The sequence below is a fragment of the Blautia sp. AM29-29 genome (assembly GCF_003480555.1).
In the GTDB taxonomy this organism is placed as follows: Bacteria; Bacillota; Clostridia; order Lachnospirales; family Lachnospiraceae; genus Fusicatenibacter; species Fusicatenibacter saccharivorans.
In genome coordinates, this window is the sequence record NZ_QUJD01000006.1 from 420 (window position 1) to 27,219 (window position 26,800).

The 26,800-nt window shown below is 48.4% G+C and carries 20 protein-coding genes and 1 other annotated feature; of the genes, 4 read left to right on the forward strand and 16 right to left on the reverse strand.

Annotation, left to right across the window (positions count from 1 at the left end; translation table 11 throughout):
• From tnpA to DW769_RS05510, 4 genes are all read right to left on the reverse strand, one after another.
• On the reverse strand, positions 1-218 hold a 218-nt coding region (tnpA, locus tag DW769_RS05495; protein WP_243105419.1), incomplete at its 3' end, for an IS200/IS605 family transposase.
• Between the two features lie 185 nt (positions 219-403).
• Entirely contained in the window at positions 404-778 is a 375-nt protein-coding gene (rplL, locus tag DW769_RS05500) for a 50S ribosomal protein L7/L12 (protein WP_022462823.1), read from the reverse strand.
• A gap of 71 nt (positions 779-849) precedes the next feature.
• Positions 850-1,359 carry a 50S ribosomal protein L10 gene (gene rplJ, locus DW769_RS05505; protein WP_055227784.1) on the reverse strand — a complete coding sequence of 170 codons (510 nt, stop codon included), beginning with the start codon at positions 1,357-1,359 and terminating at the stop codon, positions 850-852.
• A gap of 37 nt (positions 1,360-1,396) precedes the next feature.
• Positions 1,397-1,541: a sequence feature (ribosomal protein L10 leader region), on the reverse strand.
• A 566-nt stretch (positions 1,542-2,107) separates the two neighbouring features.
• Positions 2,108-3,664, reverse strand: a complete 1,557-nt coding sequence (locus DW769_RS05510) for a DUF5605 domain-containing protein (RefSeq protein ID WP_118750076.1) — start codon at positions 3,662-3,664, stop codon at positions 2,108-2,110.
• Positions 3,665-3,962: 298 nt separating this feature from the next.
• Here DW769_RS05510 and DW769_RS05520 point away from each other — a divergent pair, with 298 nt between their 5' ends.
• Both DW769_RS05520 and DW769_RS05525 read left to right on the forward strand, forming a co-directional pair.
• Complete coding sequence (locus DW769_RS05520; protein ID WP_158579797.1) at positions 3,963-5,678, forward strand: sensor histidine kinase; 1,716 nt, start codon at positions 3,963-3,965, stop codon at positions 5,676-5,678.
• Positions 5,679-5,713: 35 nt separating this feature from the next.
• On the forward strand, positions 5,714-7,294 hold the full coding sequence (locus DW769_RS05525; protein WP_158579798.1) for a response regulator transcription factor: 1,581 nt from the start codon (positions 5,714-5,716) through the stop codon (positions 7,292-7,294).
• A 65-nt stretch (positions 7,295-7,359) separates the two neighbouring features.
• Here the strand turns inward: DW769_RS05525 and DW769_RS05530 are convergent, their stop codons facing one another.
• The 5 genes from DW769_RS05530 to DW769_RS05550 all read right to left on the reverse strand — a co-directional run bounded on the left by DW769_RS05530 (position 7,360) and on the right by DW769_RS05550 (position 14,245).
• Entirely contained in the window at positions 7,360-8,259 is a 900-nt protein-coding gene (locus DW769_RS05530) for a carbohydrate ABC transporter permease (RefSeq protein ID WP_055266923.1), read from the reverse strand.
• 10 nt (positions 8,260-8,269) lie between these two features.
• Positions 8,270-9,208, reverse strand: coding sequence for an ABC transporter permease (locus DW769_RS05535; RefSeq protein WP_117510352.1), 939 nt, complete (start codon positions 9,206-9,208; stop codon positions 8,270-8,272).
• Between the two features lie 136 nt (positions 9,209-9,344).
• On the reverse strand, positions 9,345-10,895 hold the full coding sequence (locus DW769_RS05540) for an ABC transporter substrate-binding protein (protein ID WP_158555026.1): 1,551 nt from the start codon (positions 10,893-10,895) through the stop codon (positions 9,345-9,347).
• Positions 10,896-11,070: 175 nt separating this feature from the next.
• Positions 11,071-12,684 (reverse strand): apiosidase-like domain-containing protein, encoded by a 1,614-nt coding sequence (locus tag DW769_RS05545; protein WP_118750080.1) that lies wholly within the window; start codon positions 12,682-12,684, stop codon positions 11,071-11,073.
• 97 nt (positions 12,685-12,781) lie between these two features.
• On the reverse strand, positions 12,782-14,245 hold the full coding sequence (locus DW769_RS05550; protein WP_055266997.1) for an alpha/beta hydrolase domain-containing protein: 1,464 nt from the start codon (positions 14,243-14,245) through the stop codon (positions 12,782-12,784).
• A 388-nt stretch (positions 14,246-14,633) separates the two neighbouring features.
• Here DW769_RS05550 and DW769_RS05555 point away from each other — a divergent pair, with 388 nt between their 5' ends.
• A complete protein-coding gene (locus DW769_RS05555; RefSeq protein WP_118750081.1) occupies positions 14,634-15,905 on the forward strand; it encodes a prolyl oligopeptidase family serine peptidase in 1,272 nt (423 codons plus the stop codon).
• A 185-nt stretch (positions 15,906-16,090) separates the two neighbouring features.
• Here DW769_RS05555 and DW769_RS05560 read toward each other — a convergent pair whose 3' ends face one another.
• The 7 genes from DW769_RS05560 to trkA form a co-directional block, all read right to left on the reverse strand.
• Positions 16,091-17,878 (reverse strand): glycoside hydrolase family 2 protein, encoded by a 1,788-nt coding sequence (locus DW769_RS05560; protein WP_118750082.1) that lies wholly within the window; start codon positions 17,876-17,878, stop codon positions 16,091-16,093.
• A 195-nt stretch (positions 17,879-18,073) separates the two neighbouring features.
• Positions 18,074-18,286 (reverse strand): small, acid-soluble spore protein, alpha/beta type, encoded by a 213-nt coding sequence (locus tag DW769_RS05565; protein ID WP_118750083.1) that lies wholly within the window; start codon positions 18,284-18,286, stop codon positions 18,074-18,076.
• A gap of 306 nt (positions 18,287-18,592) precedes the next feature.
• Complete coding sequence (locus DW769_RS05570) at positions 18,593-18,877, reverse strand: HPr family phosphocarrier protein (RefSeq protein ID WP_055227790.1); 285 nt, start codon at positions 18,875-18,877, stop codon at positions 18,593-18,595.
• Between the two features lie 175 nt (positions 18,878-19,052).
• Entirely contained in the window at positions 19,053-20,429 is a 1,377-nt protein-coding gene (locus DW769_RS05575) for an MATE family efflux transporter (RefSeq protein WP_117812991.1), read from the reverse strand.
• Between the two features lie 160 nt (positions 20,430-20,589).
• Positions 20,590-21,669, reverse strand: coding sequence for a histidinol-phosphate transaminase (gene hisC, locus DW769_RS05580; RefSeq protein WP_055266909.1), 1,080 nt, complete (start codon positions 21,667-21,669; stop codon positions 20,590-20,592).
• A gap of 160 nt (positions 21,670-21,829) precedes the next feature.
• Positions 21,830-23,272: a TrkH family potassium uptake protein gene (locus DW769_RS05585; protein WP_118750084.1), complete on the reverse strand. Its 1,443-nt coding sequence runs from the start codon at positions 23,270-23,272 to the stop codon at positions 21,830-21,832.
• A gap of 15 nt (positions 23,273-23,287) precedes the next feature.
• Entirely contained in the window at positions 23,288-24,718 is a 1,431-nt protein-coding gene (gene trkA / locus DW769_RS05590; RefSeq protein WP_256359696.1) for a Trk system potassium transporter TrkA, read from the reverse strand.
• A gap of 114 nt (positions 24,719-24,832) precedes the next feature.
• On the opposite strand from trkA, the gene DW769_RS05595 reads away from it, so the two are divergent.
• The gene (locus tag DW769_RS05595) at positions 24,833-26,656 is read left to right on the forward strand and encodes a S8 family peptidase (RefSeq protein WP_118750085.1); all 1,824 of its coding nucleotides are present in this window, start codon (positions 24,833-24,835) and stop codon (positions 26,654-26,656) included.
• Positions 26,657-26,800: the final 144 nt, after the last annotated feature.

The window sequence follows — 26,800 nt, forward strand, 5'->3', positions numbered from 1 at the left end:
CAATCTACAAGCAGATGAATATGATCCGGCCTAACCTCCATGGCCAGGATTTGAAATTTATATTCCTGTGCAAGACTTTCCAGCATTTCTTTGCATTCCACATCAATTCCGTCTTTTAAAACCTTTTTTCTGTACTTTGTACACCAGACCAGATGATACTGCAGAGAGTACACATATCCTCTACCATAGGAAAGACCATTTTTATTAATTGTAAACATATCTTTCTTCATAAAAATAGTATACCATATGCATAGGAATATATCAAACATTTGTTCCTTTTTTTGGTGCGAATTTTGCGCGTCTAACTCATCACTGAAGTAACGAGAATGCGACGCGCAGTTTTCAAAAAAACGCACGGCAGGAAATCCCGCCGTGCGTCCATAGATTCTGATTTACGCTTAAATTATTTAAGAGTAACTTTAGCGCCTTCAGCCTCAAGTTTAGTTTTGAGCTCTTCAGCTTCTGCTTTGGAAGCACCCTCTTTGAGGACTTTCGGAGCACCGTCAACTACTTCTTTAGCTTCTTTCAGGCCAAGTCCTGTAGCTTCACGTACAACTTTGATAACTTTAACTTTGTTCGGGCCAACCTCTGTCAGCTCTACGTCGAACTCGTCTTTCTCCTCAGCTGCTGCTGCATCGCCTGCTGCTGCTGCAACTACAACGCCTGCTGCTGCGGATACGCCGAACTCTTCCTCACATGCTTTTACAAGATCGTTTAACTCTAATACAGATAACTCTTTGATAGCGTCAATAAACTCTGCGGTTGTTAACTTTGCCATTTTATTTTCCTCCTTGGATATTTTCTGAATAATGTTCTCAGGCTGCGTATTTCACGCTGCCCGCTTGAGGCTTAGGCCTCTGCTGCGCCACCTTTGGACTCTGCGATCTGGTTGAGGACGCGAGCCAGGTTTGCGATCGGGGACTGGATGCTTCCAAGCAGTTTGCCAAGAAGTTCTTCTCTTGACGGAACGTTTGCCAGTGCTTCCATTCCAGCTTTGTCGTAGTAGTTTCCTTCTACAACACCAGAAACCATCTCCAGCTTCGGAGCGGTTTTTGCAAATTTAGCGATGATTCTTGCCGGAGCTGTTGCATCGTCCTTGCTGATTGCGATAGCGTTTGTGCCATCCAGGTCTTTGGTAAGAGACTCGAAAGCAGTACCAGCGAATGCACGTTTCATCATTGTATTTTTGTATACTTTGTAATGAACGCCTGCTTCTCTTAACTCTTTACGCAGCTGAGTATCCTGAGCAACGGTTAATCCGCTGTAGTTTACCAGCAGCACGCACTGTGCGCCTTCTACCTGTGCGCTGATCTCTTCCAGGACCGGCTTCTTCAGATCGATTTTTGCATTGATTGCCATGATTGCACCTCCTTGTAGTATTTCGTACCTACGCTTTGGAAGTATAAAAAAAGCTCTTCGCGAAGATTGGCGAAGAGATCTCAAAATTCCATAACATGAACCTTGTGTAACTTCTCCTCGGCAGGCGTTTGAAACTTACGCCTTGCGGCACCTGCTGTCTTCGGCGTGATACAGATGGTATATTATCATATGTGATGAGGGTTGTCAAGATCAAAATAAACTTTTTTCATATTTGTGCAACTTCATCGTTACTGTTCACTCAGCAGTGAAACACCTGCTGTTTCGCTGCGTAAGAAAGTGATTCAGGAGTGAGCAGCCCTCCTTTTGCGAAGCAAAACTTTAAATGAGGGCTGCGAATGTTACAGTTCGCAGGGAATCTGTGAACTGTAACACTTCATCAAAATATACGTTCTGTTTTTTCAAACCGTTTCTACACATATCATGTTATACTTATTTTGTTGTCTCACCTACACCAAGGCAACTTGGAAAGGAGGTGACGTTGTTGGAGCCTATTACTTCGCTTATTGTTTCCGTTATGGCAGGTGTGATTTGCCACCTCATCTGCAAATGGTTGGACGAAAACGATTAGAAGGACAACCAGCCCAAAAGTTTAAGCCGCTTTACGGAATAGAAAAACCCGGAGACTGCCATCTCCGGGGTTTTCGTTGTTGAAACCTTTTAGCTTCGCTTTGCCTACGGCAAGTATATCATATGCAGAACCGAATTTCAAGATTCCTCTCCCACATTTTTATTTCACTTTCACCAGTCGCACAGCCATATACGGTCTTGACGGCATGTCGATCGTGAATTCTCCGCTGTGGCGGCCTGCCGGGGTGATGGTCATGTTCCAGGTGTCGATGACTTCCACATCAAACTCCTGGCCTTCCGGCATGTGGAACGGGCGACGGCATGGGCGGTTGGCTCCGAAATAGTACATGATACAGTCTTTTCTCGGATGGCTTGCGCCGTTCGTGCAGCAAGTCTCATCAAAGAATGCCGGAAGCGGCTCCATATAGCCCCCGTTTTCTTCCATAATATCCAGCAGGAACTGGATTCGCGCCGGGCTTCCGCCCTTCAGCTCTCCGCCGTGTGACCACCAGATCACACCGTTTTCATTTTCATACGTCTCGCCGTGCTGGCCATATCCACCTCTGGTATATGCCTCCCAGAACCGGCGTGTCATCTCCTCGCCGCTGATATTTCCCCAGCCGAACGGAAGATTTCCTTCATATGCAATCTCATCGAGTACGCACGGTTTTCCATACTGCGGGCGCCAGATTTCCACATTTTCTGCGGTACGGTACAGATCGATTCTCTGCAGACTGCAGTGCGTGATCCATCCCCTGGAATGATCGTACATGGTCATACAGTTGTGAATGGAGCGCAGATGGCGGTACGGATCCTGACGGCAGACGGTTTCTGCATTGGACTCCCACTCGGATACCGGTTTCCAGCGGAACAGGTCAAATTCATTTGCCATAGCCCACCATACATTGTGGTATGCACTGAAACGGTTGACAACGTATCTTAAATAAAAGTTCTGCTGCTCCAGATTCATGCGGGAATAGCCCCAGCGGTCGTACGGATGGAACAGAATCAGATCGGCCTGGATTCCCATGGTGCCAAGGCGTGCGATCGTGTTTTCAATGTGTTCAAAATAAGAAGGATTCGGACGGGTATAATCCCATACTTCATCCGGGTTTTCGATCATGGCATCAATGCCGCCGAACATATTGCGCGGCGCTTTTTCCAGCTTCTCTGTCCCAAAGTCAGACGGAGACCACGGAGAATTTTCACGAATTTCAAACGGATACTGTGCCGGCTCTTTTAAATTGTAGACATAGTGCTTCGGGAAAACGCAGAAGCGGATCTTATTAAACGGAGAAGCAGCAAGGCTTTCATACGTTTTCTCCTGAGTCTCCTTACTCTGCAGCTCCCACACATAGCAGGTCGTACCGCACGGGTAGTATTCCTTTCCGTCATCGTAAGCAAAATGGTAGGTGTTTGCTACCCGAACCGGACCGTGGCAGTTTTCATCGGCTGCGCTGACCTCCACCGTCACCTTCGCCTCATCGCCCCAGCTTGTTACTGCGGTAATCTCATACGTTCCTTCGCAGGATGGCATAAAGCGCAGTTTGTATACGCCGTTTCCATCATAAAAGCCCTCGGCACGCTTTTCCTCTGCCTGGCCTGCCATCGTTCCTTTCACCCACTGCTCCGCAAACGGATTTCCCTCGGACGGTCCCCGGAAAACCAGTTCTGCAATTCCATATCGTTTTACATATTCGGTATAAGACTGTAACATACGTTCCACCTTTCTAAAATAAGTATTGCTTCGTATCGTGATAATTTAATTTTACTAAATGTATTTTGAATAGTCAATCTTTTTAAATTAAATTTTTAAACAATAATTCAGTTATTTTTTTATCACTTTTGCCGATATCTATTTCTTTTTTCCTTGTATTTATTGACGTTTTTTCACTTTTATTGTAAACTTTCCCATAGAGTCTGCCGGACCTTTTGCTGAACAGTTCCGGCATTTTCTTTTTATCTGGCCCAAAATTCAGCATATATCTAACATGTACAGGAGAGGAGATGGTCCTTTGAAAAAACGCTTTTCCAAAATTTCCATACACTCACTTGGTTTTCGTATTTTTGTTCTGCTTGCAGTCATGATCGTCCTTTTTTGCGCGCTTGTCGCGTACAACAACACAGCCGCTTTCGGTCTGATGCTTGAGCGGATCCATGAGAACTCGGAAAATACACTGGTTCTGTACCAGAAAAGCCTGGATGAAAATCTTTCCCGCACGGAAACCTACCTCTATGTTTTCGCATTAAATGATGCCGATCTTCTTTCCCTCCGCGCAGCAGAACCACAGACAACCAACTGGTATATCACATTAAACCGAATCAAAAAAAGCTTTGAAAACGCAACGCCAAACTATACCGTAGACGGCTTTTTCTGCTATCAGGAAGCCACAGATGCCCTGGTCCTCTATGACCAGACCACCAACCCGACACCGTTCCTCTGGAACTATATCCGTGAAATCGCCAAAACAGAGGATCCGTCCTCTGTATGGAATCTCAACGAAATCAACGGGAAATATTACCTTGTCCGTATTCTGAGCCTGAACGGATATCTGCTCGGCGCGTACATTTCCACGGATACACTCCTTGGCACTCTGGTCGATACAAAAACGCAGGACAGTCTTCTGTATTTTTCCGATGGTCCCCTTCTTCTGCGCACCCCGTCAAACGATGTCTGCCTGGAGGCTCCCCGCTTGAAATGGCGACGATATCCTTCCTACGACATTGATGGAACCTCCTGGATGGCTGTTTCACATGAACTGAACGAAACACCGCTGTCGCTGACCCTGCTTTTAAAGGCTTCGGAATACACCAAATATCAGAGCAGCTTTTATCTTCTCGCCCTGATCGTTTCGCTCGGTCTGTTCGTAATCTGGCTGCTCCTGTCTGCTTCCCTGCACCGCTGGGTTCTTCACCCGGTTCACATGCTGACGCATGCGCTGGAACAGCTCCGCGGCGGTGATCTCAAGGTGCGGATTCCGGATGACGCTATGCTCGACGAATTCCGGAAAATGACGACCGCTTTCAACGATATGGTCGAAGAGATCGATGATCTGAAAATCGCGAATTACGAAAAACAGCTCGCCCGTCAGAAGCTGGAAGCGCTTTACCTGAAGCAGCAGATCACGCCGCATTTTATGATCAACTGCCTGAACACCATTTATCAGCTGACTGAAAATAACCATGCGGACCTGGCACGGCAGATGCTTCAGAACCTGAGTGTACATCTGCGCTATACGCTTTCCTCCGGCCAGACCGTCTCGCTTTTAGAAGAGCTAAACCTTGTAAAAAACTACGTGGAGCTTTCCTCCATCCGCTATCCCGGCGCGCTGCGCCTGCTCCCTTCCTGCGAAGAATCGCTGCACAATGCAACGGTTGTGCCGCTTATGCTCCTGAACTTTGTGGAAAACACGATCAAATATGAGGTCGTTATGGGGAAAGTGCTGAACATGCATATCGATATCACCGCGCAGGAAGAAAATCAGTGCACCCGTCTTCATATCTGTATCTGGGATACCGGACGCGGTTTTTCCGAGGATATACTTGCCGTGATGCAAAAGCTTGATACCTATGTAAACTCCGAGCAGGAACACATCGGCATCACAAATGTGGTGCTCCGCCTCCGCCAGATTTTTCCCGACGCGGCTTTTGCTTTTGGCAACCGCCCCGGCGCAGGCGCTCAGATTACCATTGATTTTCCTTACGTTCCCTTTTTCCGCATCGACGGATAACCGGAACAGCTAAAAATATGTTTTGGGAGGTTATTATGAACCTGTTAATTGTAGACGATGAATATTATACCGTCGAAAGCATCTCCAACAAAATCCGCACACTACGCCCGGACTTTTTTGAGATTTTCTGTGCCTACAATCTGACGCAGGCATTGGAAGCCTTTTCCGCGCATCCGATTGATCTGATGATCTGTGATATCGAGATGCCCGGCGGTTCCGGCCTCGAACTGCTGGACCAGATCCGCCAGGCACACTACGAAACCGTCTGCATTTTTCTGACCGCCTATGCAAAATTTGAATATATTTCCCGCGCTATGAAGCTTTCCAGCAGTGACTATCTGTTGAAGCCGCTGGACGACCATGCTCTTCTGGAAGCTCTTGACAAAGCCTGTGCGCAATGTGAAAAGCAGCAAAAGGACCGCGTCAACACCCTTCATGCCAATTACTGGAAGGAAAGTGAGCTCCCGCTTGCGGAACAGTTCTTCCTCGACCTGTTAAATGGCAGTATTTCCTCTGCTCCTTCCGAAGTGATGGATGAAATCCGCTATCGCCGTCTGAATGTCGAACTGATTCATCAGCCCTTCTGTCCGCTTCTGATCCAGACCGGACAAAAGAGTGTTTTTGCAGCATCTGATAACCGCACACTATATGAATTTGCCTTAAAAAATATTGCCCGGGAATATTTTTTCGAACCCGGCGAGCTGCCGCTGACGATCCGTGTGCTTGATGGTTTTTATCTTCTGCTTCTCCCGGCCTCCACACACTCTCGGGACGCCGTGATTGGCCGATGTCGTCAGGCCCTGACCGACTTTGTGACACACTTTCCGTTCTCGATCAACTTTTTCGTTGATCAGAAGGTCTGTCTCCCGGAAGACCTGCGAAAAGCTTTTCTTTCCATGAAAGCCTTCGCCGGAAAGAACGTCACCTACGAAAATCACGTTTTCGATCTTGCCGCTGAAACCGAAGCTCCTGTTCAGACGCCTTTTCAGCCGATTCCATCTGACCGCTGGTCCGATCTTCTCACATCCGGAAAAACGGAACAGCTTCAGATTGAGGTTTTCGCTTTCTTAAATCAGACGAAAAGCTCCGGCACTGCTACACGGGAATTTCTGACCGGCTTTTACTATCAGTTCCTGCAGCTGCTGTTCCGCCAGATGGATCATCCGGGCAGCGAAGACGAAGCCTTCCGCCGCCAGATTACCGTTGCTTCCCCGGAGCAGACCTTCTCCTCGTTTGGTGCTTTACGAGAATGGATTTCCAACAGTCTTCTGCTGTTCATACAAAGCCGTCAGGCAGCCGCTTCCCAGGACACGGCTGTTGCCACCGTGAAAGCATATATCGAATCGCACCTCTCCGACGAGCTGGATCGCGATACGCTTGCAGCCATGGTATACCTGAACGCCGATTATCTGTCCCATCTCTTCAAAAAAGACACGGGAAGTTCTCTCATCAACTACGTCATCGATCGCCGGATTGCGCGCTCCAAGGAGCTTCTCGCAAAGGGCGAAATGAGCATCCGCGACATTGCCATCACCTGCGGCTTTCAGAATATTTCGTACTTCTCCCGCCAGTTCAAAAAATCGACGGGCATGACACCGCGGCAGTTTAAAAATTAAAAAAATCCGGTTTTCCTTTTGCATATCGGAAAGCCGGATTTTTGGGAGTCACTCACATTTTTTTGTCAGCCCTTCACGCCGCCAAGGGTAATACCTTTTACAAAGTTTTTCTGAATGAACGGATAAATGATCATGATCGGCAGAATACCAAGAGCTGCCATCGCCATACGAACCGTTCCGGATGGAATCTGGGAGAGACCTTCGCCTGCCTGCGCCATGTTGTTGGCATTCTGCGTCAGTGCCTGAATATTCTGCATCAGACGGTTCAGCAGGTTCTGGATACTGTAAAGATCCGTTCTCTTTGTCAGATAGATATAACCATTGTTCCAGTCGTTCCAGTAAGCGATACCGGAGAACATGGCGACGGTGGTAATAATCGGCTTGGACAGCGGAATTGCGATCTTCCACATAGTCTGGAACTCGTTTGCACCGTCAATATAGGCAGCCTCGAGAATTTCATCCGGCACACCGGTGACAAAGTAGCTCTTCATCAGAAGAACGTTGAATGCGCTCATCATCAGAGACGGAACCAGCAGTCCGAAGAATGTATCTTTCACATGAAATACGGTTGTGTAGTTGATATAGGTCGGTACAAGGCCTCCGTTGAACAGCATGGTAAAGAACACCAGAAAGGTCAGGACATTTCGTCCCGGCAGACCTTTTTTCGAAAGACCGTAGGCCAGACAGGTTGTCAGGGCAAGGCTGCAGACAACGCCGGTTGCGGTCAGGATAAAGGACATTCCGTAGGCTTTGATTACCATGGAGCTGCTGGATGTGAATACCCACTCATAAGCGTAGGTACTCCACTTTTCCGGCAGGAAAGAGTAGCCATTCTGTAACAGGGTTGCATTGTCAGTCAATGAGGAAATGAACATCAGCAGAATCGGAATGATCGCGAGCAGTGTCAGGATTGTCATGATCAGATGGCCGAAAAAGCTATAAATTTTATCTTCTCTTGTTTTCATATCGTTCCTCCTAGATCAGCGCGCTGTCGCGGTCAATTTTACGTACCAGCAGGTTGGCGCCAAGCACCAGAATAAATCCTACGATCGACTGGTAAACCCCTGCTGCGGCAGACATCGAAACATTGCCCATCTGAAGCAGTCCGCGGTATACGTAGGTATCAATTGTGTTTGTTGTGGAATACAAAGCTCCCTGGTTCATCGGCACCTGATAAAAGAGACCGAAGTCAGAGTAGAAAATTCTTCCGATTGCCATCATGGTCAGCATGATAATGGTCGGACGCAAAAGCGGCAAGGTAATATATTTGATCTGCTGCCATCTCGTTGCACCATCGATCTTGGCTGACTCATAGAAGGATTTATCAAATCCCATCAGTGTTGCCAGATACACAATACAGTTGTAGCCAACCGACTTCCATGCACTGACAAAAACCAGGATAAACGGCCAGTATTTCGGTTCCGAATACCAGGAAACCGGATCTTTTCCCAGCGCCTTTAAAATCGTGTTGTTAATGAATCCGTTTTCTACACTGAAGAATGCAAAAACAAGATATCCGATGATAACGGTGGAAAGGAGGTTCGGAAGAAGGATTGCACTCTGGTAAACTTTCTTCCGTTTTCCTTCCAGTTCACTCAAGACAATAGCTACTGCGATTGCCAGTGTTGTATTGATTACAATGAAGGCTACGTTGTAGAGAATCGTATTTCGTGTAATAACAAAGGCATCGCTTGTCGTAAACAGATATTCAAAGTTTTTCAGTCCTACCCATGGACTTCCGTAGATGCCTTTTCCGGCATTGTACTGTTTGAATGCAATCACAAGACCCGGCAGAGGCATGTAATTGTTGATAAACAGATAAATGAGACCCGGCAGCATCAGAATATAGATCGGCAGAAAACGTACAAATGTTTTTCGTCTTTTCTGGCTCTTCTGACTTTTCACTCTTGCCATGTTTTTCCTTCTCCTTTTTTCTTATCCGCAGCCGGTCCCAAAGCGTTCCGGTTTTGACAGATTTTTCTCTTCTTACAACCTGCGCCGTCCTGTTTTTGGGACGGCGCAGTCATTTTTTGATCTAAATTCTTAAACTTTATTTGTTTGCTTCCTGCCACGCTGCAAGCTGTGCCTTTTTCTCGTCGATAATCTTCTGGAGGCCTGCAGTCATCATCTTATCATTCATTTCGGCAATTCCGGTCTCCGGGTCTACAAAGCCGTACTCTACGCTGGTCTGATACTCGTTGTATACGTTCTGTACTGCTGTGAGCTCGTTTGCCACATTTGTGCTGTCAAAGGAGAAACCGCTTGCTTTGGAAACCTTTGCATTGGTGTTAAACTCTTTCATCTCTGTCCACAGATCCGGATCATTTCCTTCCCATACATGGGTCAGGAACTGGTTCGGCATCATCCATCCCATAGAATGATTCCATCCGGAGTTGGATGCATCTACACCGTCTGCATAAGTAGCAAGTCCGTCATCGCCAATTTTATAATGTGTTCCCTCGATGCCCCATGCCAGAAGGTTTGCGATATCGGCATTTGTGTAGCACTCATTCAGGAATTTCATGGCTGCTTCTTTATGCTGTGCAGAGATCGGAATGGTCCAAGGCATACTAGCCACAGATGTGGAACTGATATAGTCATCCAGTGTCTGGAAGATGGTCATATCGCGACCGGTCAGTGTAGTCTCCTGCGCTTTGATGCCAGGCTTTCCGCCTGTGGTATAGCTCATCAGAGTTCCGGCTTTTACAAGCTCTCCGACTGCTGTTGTATCGGTCGATGCATCGGCACTGATATAGCCTTTCTGATTGTAGTCATACAGTCTTGCACAATAATCCTTGTAGAAATCGCTCTCAAAGAGATTTACAACATCAAGGTTCTGGCCATAGTCAAGCAGCACACCGAACACATTTCCTCCAAGGGAGTCTACGTTAGAGAACTGCGACATAGAACCTGTTGTCGGACGATAAACCTCTTTGTCCGGATACTTCTCATGCAGCTGTGCATAAATGTCATTTAATTCATCCAGACTGATTTTTACGATCTCATCGTCTGTGTTTGCTTCGTAGCCAATACCATCGAGATACTCGGTTGCGATCGCTGCGCATCCACGTCCCTGTGCAATGTCTCGGTTACTTGGAAGTCCATATAAAACTCCGTTTACACGGCAGGCATCTACATTTTCCTGTCCAACCGCATCAATAATTCCCTGTCCGTAAGTCTGAATCAGATCATTTTCTTCCAGGTCGGAGAGGTATCCCTGCTGAATTCCGGTTGCATATGGGAAACCTACACATGCAAGTACATCAATTTCCTCATTTGCGGAAAGCGCCAGCGTCGTGTTCTGGTTAAAGGAACCGTAATCAGTAATGGAAAGCTCAATTTCAACACCAATCTTATCTCTTGTGATATCATTGATGGCTTCCTGTACTTTCTCCGTATCTGCCGGAGCACCCGTCCAGGTCGGGAAGCTTACGATGATTTTTTCCACTTCTCCGCTTCCGTTCTCTGCTGTACTGGATGCGGTACTCTTATCCTTAGAATCTGTCTTTCCGGAATCTGAACTTCCGCCGCTGCTTCCGCATGCGGCCATGGAGCATGCCATAATGGATGCCATGAAAATCGCTGCTACTTTCTTTTTCATTCTTTCGTCCTCGCTTTTTATCTTTTTGTCTTGCTGCTTTATTTCGTTTCTGAGTTTCGGCCGTGACTCATTTGATGATCTTATTATATCTGCTTTCTTACCTCCAAAAAAGAACAATCCTGCGATGAATTTGCACTTTTCTGCGGTTTCTTTCCGCATTTTGTATAGTTTATGATCACTTTTCAGTTTTTTCTATGCATTCTGCTATCAGCACCCAGTCTCCCGCCGCTGGTTTCTTTGGCATAATGCACGACTTTCCACGCACTTCCACCTGGATTTCTGCTTTTTCTGTCTGTCCCGTTCTCGGATCAAACCAGGAAATTGCATAGATTCCGTCGCAAAGGCCCGCGAGCGGTGTACTCATGCCATCCATCTCTCCGTAATAAATCAGTGCTCTCGTTTTATCCCGGCTGATCGTGGCAGCCGCAAGCTTATTGGCAAACGGGCTGATACTCTCCTCTGCTTCTGCCAGATCGTAAGGCACCATCTCCTCAAAATGATGTTCTTCATAGAAACGTTTCAGATATCCCATCTGTGCGCCTCCGGGGCCGTCAATGGCTTTCGCCCAGGTGATGCCAAATTTGTTGAATGCATTAAAATCCGGGTTGATGTCACTTACCTCCCAGATATTATCCCAGATTCCCTGCGCACCGTACGTATAGCCGCAGCCGCCGGTCTGGACTGCCATATATGCCACGCGGCGCAGCATTGCATCGGTGCAGAGCCGGGTTCCGTTTTCTTCCAGTGTGGAACAGTATTCATACAGGGACTCGCCTTCGATGAATGGTTTTGTTCCGTGTTCCTTCCGATAGGCACGGTACCAGGACGGATTGATCGGGAAATCGCCGTGTCCGGCCTGATTCAGCACAAAATCAAACCACGATTCGTCATAATAGTAATCTGCAAACGGACGCTCATTCGTATAATGTGCGGTCTGCAGTGTTCCATATCCGTCCATTTTTTCCACATACTTTGCGACCTCGCGCCAGCCTTTGATGGCTGTTTCCCGCGGCTTTCCCGGGAAGTAGCCTGCCACTTCGCCTGACAGCGTCCACACAACCGGAAGGGCACCATAGCGGGCAATGATATAGCGTGCCAGATGTTTCTGGTGCTCCACGCCCTGCTCGATCGAGCCGGACCAGGCAAAACCGAGCGCGTTGATAAAGCCGAGGTCAGCGAGATACTGCATGCGGCGGTCGAGTTCGTTCTGGTAAAATGCCACATCTGGCACATCATCTGTGGCATCCGTTTTCCAGTAACGGCTCTTGTGCTCCTTCCAGCTGTCGCTTCGAAGGTTCGTCTGATAAACGTTATAACCCTGCTCCTTCCTGCGGTCCGCCATGCCGCGGAACATGCTCGTCATCTGCGGATGGTTCGACTCGTCCCACCGCTCACCAAAGGCAAATGCCCAGTGCGTATCACCGAGCCAGAAAAACGGTGTTCCGTCTGCATACGTCAGATATCTTCCTGATGGATGCACTTTCAGGAATCCGTGCCGATAAATGGCAAGATCTCCTTCGTATGGAATACATTCGATCGTTCCCTGCACTCCGGAAAGTCCCGTCTCCTCCGGTGCTTCCAGCCTATAACTCCACATTCCGGTTTCGGTCGGCGCAAAGGCAATCCGATAGGTATTTCCGCCGTCCCAGTATGCTTCTCTTCTGATCCTTCTTCCCGACGGTCCCGTAAAAATACTCCAAATGGAAACATCGAGGAATGGATTGTCGTATGTTTTCTTGCTCTCAAATGATAAAATAATTTGTCGCCACTGTTCTGCTTTCATCCCCATTTTATTTTCTCCTTTATCTGCGCAGAGCGCGCCCGGTTTTTTTCGGGCACGCTCCTCGAATCTGATTTTACCGTAACTGTTTATTGTTTATTGTTTTTTATTCCAGTCCGCGTTTCTTTGCAAGCTGCACGGCAATCTCAACCAGCTCCGCCGCATCCTCGCGGCAGACAAAGCCTTTCGTTACCTGCTCTTTCGTGTTTTTCTCCGCCATTTCCCGGTAATGTGCCAATGTTCCGTACAGCTCTTTTATCATTTCTTTCGAAAACGCCTGCTGATAACCGAACAATCCTTCCTTTTCCGATTCCGGATCCAGGAAATTCTGGCCTTTTTCAATGTCGCTGGTATTGCTGTATCTTCCGGTTGGGTAGTCAAGGAGGCAGGTACGCAGTCCACCGATCGTATTTCCGAACGCATCCTTTTTGTTTTCTCCGTCGCTGTCAACCGCAATCCGGTCACAGTGCGCCGGAGCTGCGCCTGTCCGTACCCAGGTAAAGAGATTCCGAAATGCTGCCGCAAAAAGAATCTGGGACGGATAGTCGTTTCCTTCCTCATTTTTTCCCATATAGAATGGCAGATGGTTGATCCGCACCAGATCCGGATCGTTCTGATAGTAATTCACGTAGCTATAGGAAGTGTCATGGCTTGCACCCGTCACATCATACTGGCGGAACAGGAACTCCGGATCATCGCTGTCCTGCTGGGCAATGCGCCATGCTTCCATTCTTCCGTTTTCACTCTCCGTCTGTACAGCGATAAACGGCTCGCGCGCCTTTTCCACACGTGTCAGACTGTAATGGTACGGAGTCATGGTTTCATACTGGTTGACCGGAATACCAAGGGAATGGACTCCTCCTCCGGAAAGGTAACCATTAAATACACACGCACCGCGTGCCACCTCCGGACGATACGCAAAGCTGTTCAGATAGCGGAACAGATACGAACCCGACTGTGACCAGCCCGTCAAATAGACGTATTCTCTCTTATATTCCCGAATCGGATTCTGCTCCTCATCGCCGCGCAGCAGCCACGCCAGGTCTGTCAGCATATCCCAGAAAAGACCCGTTTCGTAATCATGATTCAGATCGCCGAGTCCGCCTGTGACCTGCAGTCGCTCCGAGAACGGCACATCCGGCGTCGGGTTAGCCCAGGAAAGACAGCCGTAACGCTTTTCATCAAACTCTACCATTTTTGCGATCGTATTCGGTTTGCTTGTGATTCCCACATAGATATCTCCGTCCCGCACAAATTTCTTCCAGCCGAGAATCCACATGCGGTCAATCTCCATAAAACTCGTTGGATTGATGATCTCCACTACAACGTTTCCGCTGCATTTTGCAGTGTCCTGCGGTGCGCGGACAATGATGCGGTTTGTATACGGCGCATCCGCAGTGCGCACACGGACGCCGCCGCGCTCGTCGGCTGTCTCGTAGACATTTGCCGTTCCATACATATAATATTCCTTCTCCACATAGCCGCGCTCCGACAGCTTCAGGTAACGCTCCGCACTGGCAAACGGATAGCTTTCTTTCGTTACCGGAATCTCCTCTAGTCTTGTAATCATCTCGTAAAACCTCCCTTTTTCCTTGTATGATTTTATTATTCCATACGGCTCCAATACGAAAAACAACGATTCTGCTGTTTTTTGACACTTTTCTGCTGTTTCTGTTTCGATCAGACTTTTTCCGTTCCGGAAACAAAAACACAGAAAAAGCATCTCCGTGCAAATTTATCTCTGATTTGTACTTTTTCTTTCGGAATGTCTGTAGTAGACTGGTATTGTAGGGCAGAAAAAATCTATCATTCCCAATACCGTCTTTTCTGCCCATGCAAACAACTGTACTCTCAAGCTTTTTCTGTACCTGATTTTGTGAGATGATTTTTGTCAGTCGCAAAAGCAAGTGCAGAAAGACTCTGAGCGTACATTCCGTACCAAAGGAGGGTTTTTACAAATGAACGGAACTTATTATACCATTACCGAAGTTTTTGATTTCGGTCCGCATATTTCGAAAGTAATTCTGGATTATGGCAAAAGCATGAAGGGTGCGGTCCCATCTCCGGAGCAGTTTACGGTACACGTTACCCGCACTTCCACCGAGGGTGAGGACTTTGTCTGGCCGAATTTTATGGGCGACAAACCGGATGACTCGATGGACGGAACCCGCCGCGTTTCGAACGTTTACGTTTCTGACAAAACCGGTGCACCGTGCGAGGACGGCACCTGCCTGACGCTGGAGCTGCCGTGTTTTATCATGGAAGGAATCGGCTCGATCATCAAATTCAATGGTAATTTTAATGTATTTGTCAAAGTCGCTTACGATGTGACACAAGTCTCTGAAATTGCAACAGACGATGGTGCCATTTCTCCGCAGATGTTCGACGTAGACGGCGGAAACCGCGTCATCTACGGTGAATGGCTCAAAGAAGACCGCTACGAGGATCCGCAGATTCCGCTCTCTTACGTTTACTACGAGCCGGAAATGGATGCGGATGAGAAAATCCCGCTGATCATCTGGCTGCACGGCGCAGGTGAGGGCGGACAGGAACCGCCGATTGCAGCAATCGGAAATAAAGTTGTAAACCTAATTTCCCCAAAGGTTCAGAAAATTTTCGGCGGCAAGACCTACCTGCTCGCTCCACAGGCGCCAACCATGTGGATGGATGACGGAAGCGGAGAATATACCAAAGACGGTTCTTCCAAATATACCGAAGTTCTCGATGCCCTGATCGGTGCTTTCGTGGATGCCCATCCGCAGATCGACCGCTCCCGCATTTACATCGGCGGCTGCTCCAACGGCGGCTTTATGACCATGAAACAGATCATTTTCAACCCGTCCCGCTACGCTGCCGCATATCCGGTCTGCGAGGCTCTGGCGGATGCATTTATCTCCGATGAAGACATCCTGAAGCTCAAAGATCTGCCGATCTGGTTTACACACGCAAAAACCGACCCGGTTGTCGTTCCGGATGATTTTGTCGTTCCGACCTATGAACGTCTGGCAAAGGTCAATCCGAATGCACACTTCACCTACTGGGACAAGGTACTCGATCACACTGGAACACAGAAAAACGCGGATGGCACCCCATTCGAATACATCGGCCACTGGTCCTGGATTCCGATGCTGAACGATGAGTGTGTCCTCGATTACGACGGAAAACCGGTTATAACAGACGGAAAAGAGACTCCGATTCTGGAGTGGATGGCTGCACAGAAAAAAGCATAACACAGCACTTGCCGGATTCTCCGCCTACGGCGGATTGTTGCAGTGAAAAAAACAGATGGTATGAAATCGGACTTCAAAGCTGATTTCATACCATCTGTTTTTGTCTGTTCTTGTCTTTTTTTCTCTGTTCCGTTTGATATCATCAACCGTGCAAGTCGGCTGATCTTTTTGAAAAGCTCTTGCCCCTACTGTTCTTTTCTTTTCAGCTCTTCATAAAATTTCTGCAGCACATAAAATGCCGGTTTGCGGTACTTTTTGTCCTCAGAGAGCAGCCCCTTCCGGTTATAATATTTCTGGATCAGGCTTGTTCTGCGCGGGCAGCGGAAGTCGTAGAGAATCCAGGGGGTCATGCCCTTGATGTAGTCAATGTTCCGCAGCGTTGCAATCTGTTTTTCGTACACATCCGCCTGGCACTCCTCGGTTCCTTTGTCCGAGATGGTTCCATGGTGATGCGGCAGCGCGTCTGCGCCGAACTCCGTTACGATAACCGGCTTGTCCGGCTGGCTGTTTTCCATCAGTGCCGGCAGCATCGCAAAATCCGGGGTGTACCAGCCGCAGTACTCGTTGATGCCGATGATGTCAAGGTATTCCATCAGACGGTCCTCAATCTTATTTTTCGTAGCATTAACCAGGCAGGCCGCAGACACCATTCGCGTCTCATCCTCCCGATGCGCGCACTCTGCCAGTGCGCTCATGAATTTCAGCCGTTCATCCGTATCGGCATTCTCATTTCCGACAGACCAGATGATCACGCTCGCGCGGTTCCAGTCACGGTTGATGAGTTCGCGGAGCTGATTCTGGGCATCCTCATATGTTTTTTCACGTTCAAAACGAATTGCCCAGTAAACCGGAATTTCCTCCCACAAAAGAAGCCCAAGCTCGTCGGCGAGTTTTGCCATTTCTTCGTTATGCGGGTAATGTGCAAGGCGCATGAAGTTGCATCCCATTTCTTTCGCAATGCGGATATTTTCGATCCGTTCCTCTCTTGTCAGGCCTTTTCCGTTTTCCACGCTGTCTTCGTGGCAACTGATACCACGCAGGAAAACGGGCTCTCCGTTCAGCAGAATATCTCTGCCGTTCACGCGAATTTCACGAAAGCCGACCCGATCGCTGACGGTATCGGTTCCACAGGTTACTTTTACATCATACAGCTTCGGTTTTTCCGGTGTCCAAAGCTCCGGTTTTGCATCAAAAACAACTTCTCCGGCTCCGTTTTCCAGCTGGATTTCCCGGCTCACGCCAAGCTCCTCGATGACAAGCTCTGCCTTGGCTGTGATTTTTTCCGACAGTGTCACTTTCGCCATAACATGTCCAAATGTTCCGTCCGGCACAAGCGCAATTTTAAAAGTTTTGATATGGCATTTCGGAACACGGATCAGTGCGATATCGCGGTATACGCCGCAGTAGTTGAACCAGTCGGTATTCTCGGTCGGCACCTGCTCCGGCCGTCTCGTTCCGTCAACAGCAAGCACGATGCGGTTCTCCGCTTTCAGGTATTCTGTGATATTCCAGAACGCCGGTGTCGATCCGCCGCGATGCATACCGACGTATTTTCCGTTTAAGAAAACGCGGCACAGATAATTGGCTGCGCCCACCTTCAGAAAGACTGTTTCCTCTCTTTCTGCGATATAGGAAAATTTTCTCGTAAAGACCATGCTTCCCTCATACAGGAGATACATCGGATCGATGGTATTCCAGCTGCACGGAAGCTGCATCACCGGCCACTCGTCAAAGGAATAGTCGATTGGCACAGTGAAGCCTTTTTCGTCGCGGTATCTCTCTTTGTACCATTTCTGGCGCAGACAGGTATCGTACTGATCGACTGCATAATGCCAGCCGCCGTTCAGCAGCTCCTCTCTTCTTCCCCCTTCAAATATCATCGTGTCCACTGTGGCAAATCCCGTTTCGTACTGTTCGGTATAATCCTCGAGATGGATATCCGACATATACTTTTTCTCTTTTTTTGCTTCCATAAACTTTTCCCTCACTTCTCCAAACGATCCGAAACACGCTCTGCGAGTTTCTCAGGGTATCGCGGCAGTCGCCGGGTCTCATGCAGGCACGGACTTTGGCGCGGCACCACCCATTCCTTGTTTTTATTATAACGCTTTCACAGGAAAAATCTATGGTTAAAACTGTTGAGGATATTGCAAAAATTGCGGTACCGCTTATTTTTCTTCGTTTTCGTTCTTTCCTTCCGCCGCCATCTGCCGCTTTCTCCGTGTCACAAGGCCACCGATCCGTCCCGTTTCTTTTGCCGTGAGTGATCGCCAGCCGTCATTCAGCACGCGGTCTAAAAGACCCAGCTCGTCCGCAATTTCGTATTTCATTTTTTCCTTCTCCGTCATATGCTCCAGATCGATTTTTTTCTGCTTCGCCATTTTGTTCTACACTCCTTTTCTCTGCATTTTTGCTTTATCCAGAGTGTAGACACTTTTTTCCGGCCTTATACCTCCTGTTGTCAAACGGCTATGAGCAATCCGCTTCGCTGCTTGCTCATAGCCGAAGAGCTGCTTCGCAGCTTATCTTTTCATCCCTGCTTTCGAAATTCCCCCCCCCCGAAGGCAGGGATCTTTTATCTGCCGCCACAAAAAAACCTCGCTTTTTGAAATACGGTCCGGTTTCCCATTCCGTTTTTTCAAAAAGCGAGGTCCTTTTCTTTATTTCTATTCTATGTTCTTATCTCCTCACTCCGGCGTCTCTCCGAGCCCGCTTTTAATTGCGGCAACAGCCGCCCGAAGTGCCTCCTCTTCATCCTCCCCGCTGCTGCAGATCTCAATGGTTTCTCCCTGCTTGATTCCTGCAGCTACGATACTCAAAATACTCTTTAAATTAACCGTTCCCTGCATCCCGTTGTTTTCATAGGTAAACGACATGGAAGATTTGTACCGGCTTACACTGTTTGACAAATTTACCGCGTTTAAAAGATGCAGACCTGACGGATTGACAATCGTTACTTTTTCACTTACCATCTTACGTTCCACCTGTCTTTCCTTTGTAATCCGCTCATTTTTCTTTGAAAAATGGCTACTTACTCATTTTTTGCCGTGTCCCGAGTTCAAAAATCCTCCTGCATCGGTTTTTTGACCTTTTGACACTGATATTTTCATGATAGCACAGTTTTGTTAATACAGTTTGAACATTCTGTTAGATACTCCTCAATTCTTTCCTCTTACTCAGCTGACTGAAGAACAGGTAATAAATAAAGTACGCAATCGTTGTGATCACCCACGACAGCGGATAGCAGAAGGCCGCTCCTTTTAAGGAGTGGAAATGCGGCAAAACCGCCGTCATCCACACGATACGTACTCCGCAGATTCCTATTCCGGTGATAAACATCGGAATCCATGCATCTCCGACACCACGGAGTGCACCGGAAAGGATTTCGATGGAAATATAGGTGAAGAAGGTCGGAACCAGGAAATGGATCAGTCCGTGACAGATTTCACGCACCGCCGTATCTGTGGTAAACAGAGAAATCAGTGTATCACCGATAAACCACATAAACACAACCATCAGACCCGTCATCAGGAATGCCATGATCATGCTGGTGCGCACACCGCGGTGTACACGATCCATCTTTTTCGCACCGTAGTTCTGACCGACAAAGGTTGTCGCCGCAATACCGAGCGCATTGATCATCATCCAGAAAAGACCGTCCACCTTTCCGTAAGCCGCCCACGCAGCCACATTGTTGGTTCCCAGCGAGTTGACAGCAGACTGAATAATCACGTTCGATACCGAGTACAGAATTGACTGTACGCCTGCCGGAAAACCAATGCGGATAATCCGTTTGAGCATAATCCAGTCAATGCTGATTTTCCGCAGATGAAGCCGGTAAATGTCTCTGGTCCGCATCAGAGAGCCCATAACAAGAACCGCACTGATGATCTGAGACAGAATGGTCGCAAGCGCCGCGCCCATAACACCCATCTGCAAACCGACAACAAATAAAAAGTCAAGCGCGATATTGGTCATACAGCAGATGATCAGATACAGCAGCGGACGTTTCGAATCGCCGACCGCACGCAGAATACCGGAACCCATGTTGTAAATCAGGTTTCCGATGGTTCCAAGAAAATAAACACGCATATAAATCAGCGCATGATTTACAACATCATCCGGCGTGTTCATCAGATCGAGCATCCATCTCGAACAGCCAATGCCGACTACTGTCAGCACAATACCTCCGAGAATGGAAAAGGCAATGGAAGTGTGCACTGCCCACTGCACCTTGTCCTCTTTATTGGCTCCGTAATGCTGTGAAATAACAACCGTCGCACCACTCGAAAGGCCGACGAAAAATCCGACCAGCAGATTGATCAGCGTACCTGTCGTTCCGCCGACCGCCGCAAGTGCCTGTTTTCCGAGAAAGTGTCCGACAATCATGGCATCTGCCGTGTTGTAAAGCTGTTGGAAAAACGTTCCGAACAGAATCGGCAGGAAAAAGATCAGAATCTGCTGCCAGATAACACCTTCCGTAATCTGATTTACCTTTACTACTTCTTTCTTCTCTTTGTTCATACCCAAATACCTTCTAAAACTGCCGCCGGATCTCATGGCTGATTCCGACGGCAGTCCCCCTTTAAAATTTTCTTCTGCTCCTCTGCAGATACTCTTCTTCTGTTTTATATTTTCAGCTGCTTCATCCCTCTTGGCAAGCGGATATTTGCAATCCGCTTCGCTACTTGCTTGATTCGGTTAAGTAATCTTTCAAAAAATCAAACAGCGTCTGCATTTCTTCCCGCGTGCCAATCGTAATACGCAGATAATTGTCAATGCGGGGTTTCTCAAAATACCGCACATAAATATGGCGTTCCCGGAGTGCCTGAAAAATCTTCCCGGCCGGTACGCTTTTGTGTGTTGCGAAAATAAAGTTCGATTTCGAATCCTCGAAAGAAAATCCAAGCTTTTTCAGCTCCTCCTTCGACCATTCTCGCGTTTCCATCACTTTTTTCACCGTCTTGCGGAAATATTCCACATCGCGGATCGCTGCGGCTCCGGCGGCGATTGTGGTCTGATTCATGGTGTAGGAATTGAATGAATATTTCACATCGTTCAGATACGAAATCATCTTCTCATTTCCGATTGCATAGCCGATGCGCATGCCGGCAAGCGAACGGGATTTTGATGTTGTCTGCACAACCAGCAGATTTTCATATTTTTCCAGCAGCGGCTGCGCAGTGGCTGCTCCGAAATCCACATATGCCTCATCCACAATTACAACCACATCCGGGTTGTTCTGTAATATCGATTCGATCGCAGAAAGCGAAAGCTCCACACCCGTCGGTGCATTCGGGTTCGGGAACACAATTCCGCCATTTGGATGGTTCTCTGCAAAATACTGCTCCGGCACAATGCAGAAATTTTCATCGAGCGGAATCTGCTCGTACGGAATGCGGAATTCCTCCGCCCAGACATCGTAGAAGGAATACGTAATGTCCGGGAAAAGAATCGGTTTGTCAGAGTTAAAATACGTCATAAACGCCATCGCCAGAACATCATCCGAACCAACGCCGACAAAAACCTGCTTCGGGCTTACGTGGTAGACATCCGCAATCGCCTGCACCAGTTCTGCCGCGGTCGGATCCGGATAGAGACGGAGGGTATCCTCTTCTGCTACCCGTCTGATCGCCTCTGCGGCTTTTGGTGACGGCGGATACGGATTCTCATTCGTATTCAGCTTAATCATGTCAGCCTCATGCGGCTGTTCACCCGGTACATACGGCACAACTTTTCTTACATTCTTTTCCCAGTTACTCATAAGTTCCTTCCTTTCTGCCTGTGATCAGGAAATGCACCCTGACTTTATTCCGTCTTTCTGTTTTTTTGGAAACCCTGTGAATCGTAACCATTTTTTCTTTTCCTTCTGCCCCGGCAGTTCCCCGCCAATGCGAAGTCCCTTTTCTTCCCGGTGAACCGCTTTATCCTCTCTTCTTCCAAGTAGACGGATAGAAAAGGATCAGCATCGGAAACAGTTCCAGACGGCCTGCCAGCATATCGAAAATCAGAATCAGCTTGGAAACCGGACTGTATCCGAAAAAGTTACTGGTCGGTCCTACCTGGTCAAGACCAGGTCCGATGTTGTTCAGTGTTGCGGCAACTGCCGTGAAGTTTGTCTCGAAGGAAAATCCATCAATACTGATGATCAGCATGGAAAAGCTGTAGATCACCAGATAAACAATCAAAAATACGTTGATCGCCCGCAGAACCTCATGCTCTACCGGGTGATCGTCGAAACGGATGCGTTTGATACTGCGCGGATGTACGATCGAACCAAGCTCTTTTTTCACGGTTTTTAAGAGGATCAGGATTCGCGAAACCTTGATTCCGCCTCCCGTTGAACCGGCACAGGCTCCGATGAACATCAGCATCACCAGAATACATTTTGACAGCTCCGGCCAGAGGTCAAAGTCCGTCGTGGAATAACCCGTTGTCGTGATAATCGATCCGACCTGGAAAAAGGCGGTCCGTACTGTCTCACCGATGGAATGGTACATCGGATAGGTATTCCAGGAAATCACGCCTCCTGCCAGAAGGATAATCAGGAAATACGCTCTTACCTCCTGGGACGAAATGGCGGCCTTTCCCTTTTTGCAAAGCATCAGATAATAAAAGTTAAAATTCACACCGAACGCAATCATGGCGATTGTCAGAATCCACTGCTGCAGTGGTGTGTACACTGCACAACTGCTGTTCAACACGGCAAAACCTCCTGTTCCGGCAGCTCCCATGGCGAGTGTGACAGAATCAAATGTCTTCATGCCGGAAAGCAGCAGGGCAGCAATGGTAAAAAGTGTCATGCCAAGATAAATCTGATACAGAATTTTAGCGGTTCCGCGCACTCTCGGAACAAATTTGGAAACGGTCGGTCCCGGGCTCTCTGCCTTCATCAGGTTCATGACGGAACCGCCCTTCATCGGAAGCAATGCAAGAATGAACACAAGAACGCCCATACCGCCAATCCAGTGGGAAAAGCTTCTCCAGAACAGGCTGGCGTGTGAAAGGGCTTCCACATCACTCAAAATGCTGGCTCCTGTCGTTGTAAAACCGGAAACGATCTCAAACAGCGCATTGATATAAAACGGAATTTCCCCCGTAATTACAAACGGCACCGCTCCGAAAACACCAAGGACAACCCAGCTTAACGAAACGCAGACAAATCCGTCGCGGGAATAGATTTCCATATTGGACGGTTTTCTGAAGCAGAGGATCAGACCGGCCGCAATGCAGAGCAGTCCCCAGATAAGATACGCAAAGCCTGTCTTTTCCTGATACATGGCTCCGACCAGCGCCGGAAACAGCATCAGCATACCTTCCACTTTCAGCACCCAGCTGATGACAAAACGAATCATTTTATAGTTCATAATCCGCTTCCCCCGTTACTCTGCCAGAATCTCATGGATATCCTGAAGACCGGTTTCCGTTGTTACGATAATGACGGAATCTCCTGCCTCAAAGGAATCCTGTCCACCCGGAATGATGACCTTTCCCTGTCTGTTAATCGCTGCTACCAGAAGGTTTGGCCGTGTTTTCATATCCTGCAGACGGATGCCGATCATACGGCAATTCTGGTTCACGATAAACTCAAGAGCCTCCACACGGTCTTCCATCAGCTTATACAGCGTCTCAACGTTGCTTCCGATGGAGTTTTTCATTGCCCGGACATACTGCAGAATGTACTCTGCGGTGATGTGTTTCGGGTAGATCAGGCTGTCCAGGTTCAGGCTGTGGATAACATCATTAAATTCCAGATGGTTGATTTTCGTTACAACCTTTGAGGATACCTTCTCTTTCGCATACAGCGACAGAATGATGTTTTCCTCATCCATATCGGTGCAGGCCACAAAGGAATCCATATTCTGGATGCGCTCCTCTTTTAAGAGCTCCTGGTCACTTCCGTCACCGTAAATAACGGTTGCATCTGGCAGTGCTTCGCTTAAAACCTCACAGCGATCCTTATTTTTCTCGATAATCTTGACATCGACGTTCATATTTGCCAGTGATTTTGCGAGATAATACGTAATTTCACCGCCGCCAACAATCATCGTATTGTGTACCTTGTTTGTATGAACACCGATTTTCTTAAACAGGCTCTCTGCGTTCTGCGGTGTGGTAATGATGGAAAGGCTGTCTTTTGCCTGGATCACAAAATTTCCATCCGGTATGTAAACCTCGCCGTTTCGCTCAACAGCACAGACCAGCAGACTGTACTGAAGCGCTCCGGCCAGCTCACGCAGCGACATATGGACAATTTTCGATGTTTCCGGCACTTTAAAGCGCAGCATTTCGATTCTTCCGCGGGAAAAGCTGTCGATCTCAATCGCAGATGGGAACCGCAGCAGTCTTGCCATTTCCATGGCGGCCGCGTGCTCCGGGTTGATGATCATGGACAGACCCAGCTTTTTACGGATAAATTCTCTCTCCTCCCGATACATCGGATTTCGAACTCTGGCGATGGTGTGACAGTCTGCTGCCTGTTTGGCGATGACACAACAAAGCAGGTTCATTTCATCACTTTTGGTTACGGCAATCATCAGATCCGCATGCTCAATATCCGCCTCCTGAAGCACCTGATAGCTTGCTCCGTTTCCTACAATTCCCATAACGTCATAGGTGTTGGAGACGTTGCGGACGACAATACTGTCTGTGTCGATGACCGTCACAAGGTTGTCCTCGCGGCTCAGCTGGGCGGTCAGTGCGGCTCCGACTTTTCCGCAGCCCACAATGATAATTTTCATGTTCTCTCCCTTCAATGCAAAAGCATTTCGCGTAAAATAGTAAAGACCCGCCAGGCGGCATCGTAAAACCATTTTTCGATGCACTCCAAAAAGCAGATCTGTACCCCTATTGTACGATGGCGATTATATCATATTTCCAGGAAAAGCGGAATAGATTTTAACAACATTTTGGACGGAGTTTTTGTAATGATTGATCAAAAAAGGGAAAACCTGTTGAACCTTGCGCTGGCCGCAACGGAAGTCGAACGGCGGCGTGTGCCGGAGCTTTCGGCAGGTTATAACTCTTACAGCAAAACATGGGAAGTAATTGTACAGTATCAGGGAGACCTGGCTTTTCTGGAGGAGCAGGGAGTTCGTGTGACGCTGCTGCTGTTTTCGTATGCCATTCTTCTGGTTCCGGAGTCCCTGATGGATTACGTGACAGGACTGCCGCAGATTACCTATCTGGAGAAACCGAAATTACTTTATTTCGCAGATGCATTTGTGCGGAGCATATCCTGTATTACGCCTGTGCAGGAGGGGGTTATGGGTCTGTCTGGGAATGGGGTGCTGCTTGCATGCATTGATTCAGGCGTGGACTATGCGCATCCTGATTTCTGCGCACCGGACGGGACAAGCCGAATTGCAATTTTATGGGATCAGACGATTCCGGGGAATCCTCCGATGGGGTATGCTCTTGGGTCGGTATATACACGGCAGCAGATCAATGAGGCACTTGCATCTTCTACGCCGGAAGAACGGTTTGCCCTCGTGCCGTCCCGCGATGTGACGGGGCATGGGACAGCGGTGCTCGGAATCGCAGCGGGAAATGGGAGATCCTCGGCAGATGCGGCCATGCGGGGCGTGGCACCGGAAGCAACACTCGTGGTCGTAAAGCTTGGGAATCCTGATCCGGCGGATCTGCCGCGGACATCGCAATTGCTGCAGGCGGTAGATTTCTGCGTAAGATATGCACTTCTGGTGGAGCGGCCGCTTGTGATTAATTTGAGCTTCGGGAATAATTACGGTTCGCACAGCGGGGATTCCTTACTTGAAACGTATTTGAATGCAGTGTCAAATTTAGGGCAGAACGTGATCTGTATCGGGGCAGGAAATGAAGGGGATACCGGACGCCATTATACCGGGAACCTAAAGTCGGACCGCAAGTCGTCCGGTCAGACGCAAACAGTCCGTCCGACATCTGATCCGGCTGCGACGTCTGCGGTCTCGGCAACGGCTGACCGCGCTGTCTCCGTTGAATTTCAGGTCGGTGCTTATGAATCCTCGTTCAGTCTCCAGATCTGGAAGGTTTATGGGGATGAAATCTCGATCGAACTGATTTCCCCCGGCGGCATCCGCTCCGGCACGCTCTCTCCTGTCCTCGGCACGGCGCGTCTGACGCTTGGTCCGACAGAACTTCTCCTGTTTTATGGCATGCCATCCCCCTACAGCCAAGCGCAGGAAATTTACCTGACCTTTCAAGGCGCAGGAAACCATCTGTCCGTCGAAAACGGCATCTGGACCTTGCGTCTCACCCCCGGCCGCCTGATCTCCGGTTCCTTTGACCTCTGGCTTCCCGGCGGAAACGCCGTCGGTTCACAGACACGCTTCTTCTCCCCCACTGCCGACACCACACTCACCATCCCTTCCACCGCCCGCTCCGCCATCACGGTCGGTGCCTACGATCCCCGCCTTTCCTCCTATGCCAGCTTCTCCGGCCGCGGCTATACCCGTATTCTCCACGAAATTAAACCTGATCTCGCCGCCCCGGGTGTCAATATCCCAGCTCCCCGTTCCGGCGGCGGCTATGCTTCCTTCACCGGCACCTCGTTTGCCACGCCTTTTGTATCGGGAAGCGCCGCGCTTATGATGGAATGGGGCATTCTGCGCGGAAATGACCCGTTTTTATATGGCGAAAAACTGAAAGCTTATCTCATTGCAGGCGCAAAACCCATCGCATCCGAGAGCGAATACCCGAACCGGCGGGTGGGATGGGGACGACTTTGTTTAGAAAGTAGCCTGCCAGATTAAAGTTATTGAAGGATTCGATAGAAGAAATAAAAGCGCAATGTAAAGAGTTAAACGACAAATGAGACATATTTTTATCTCTGTACTATCTTGTACCTTGCTACGAAAATAAAACTCGTAGCAAGGTACTTATAGTGTTCATTTGTC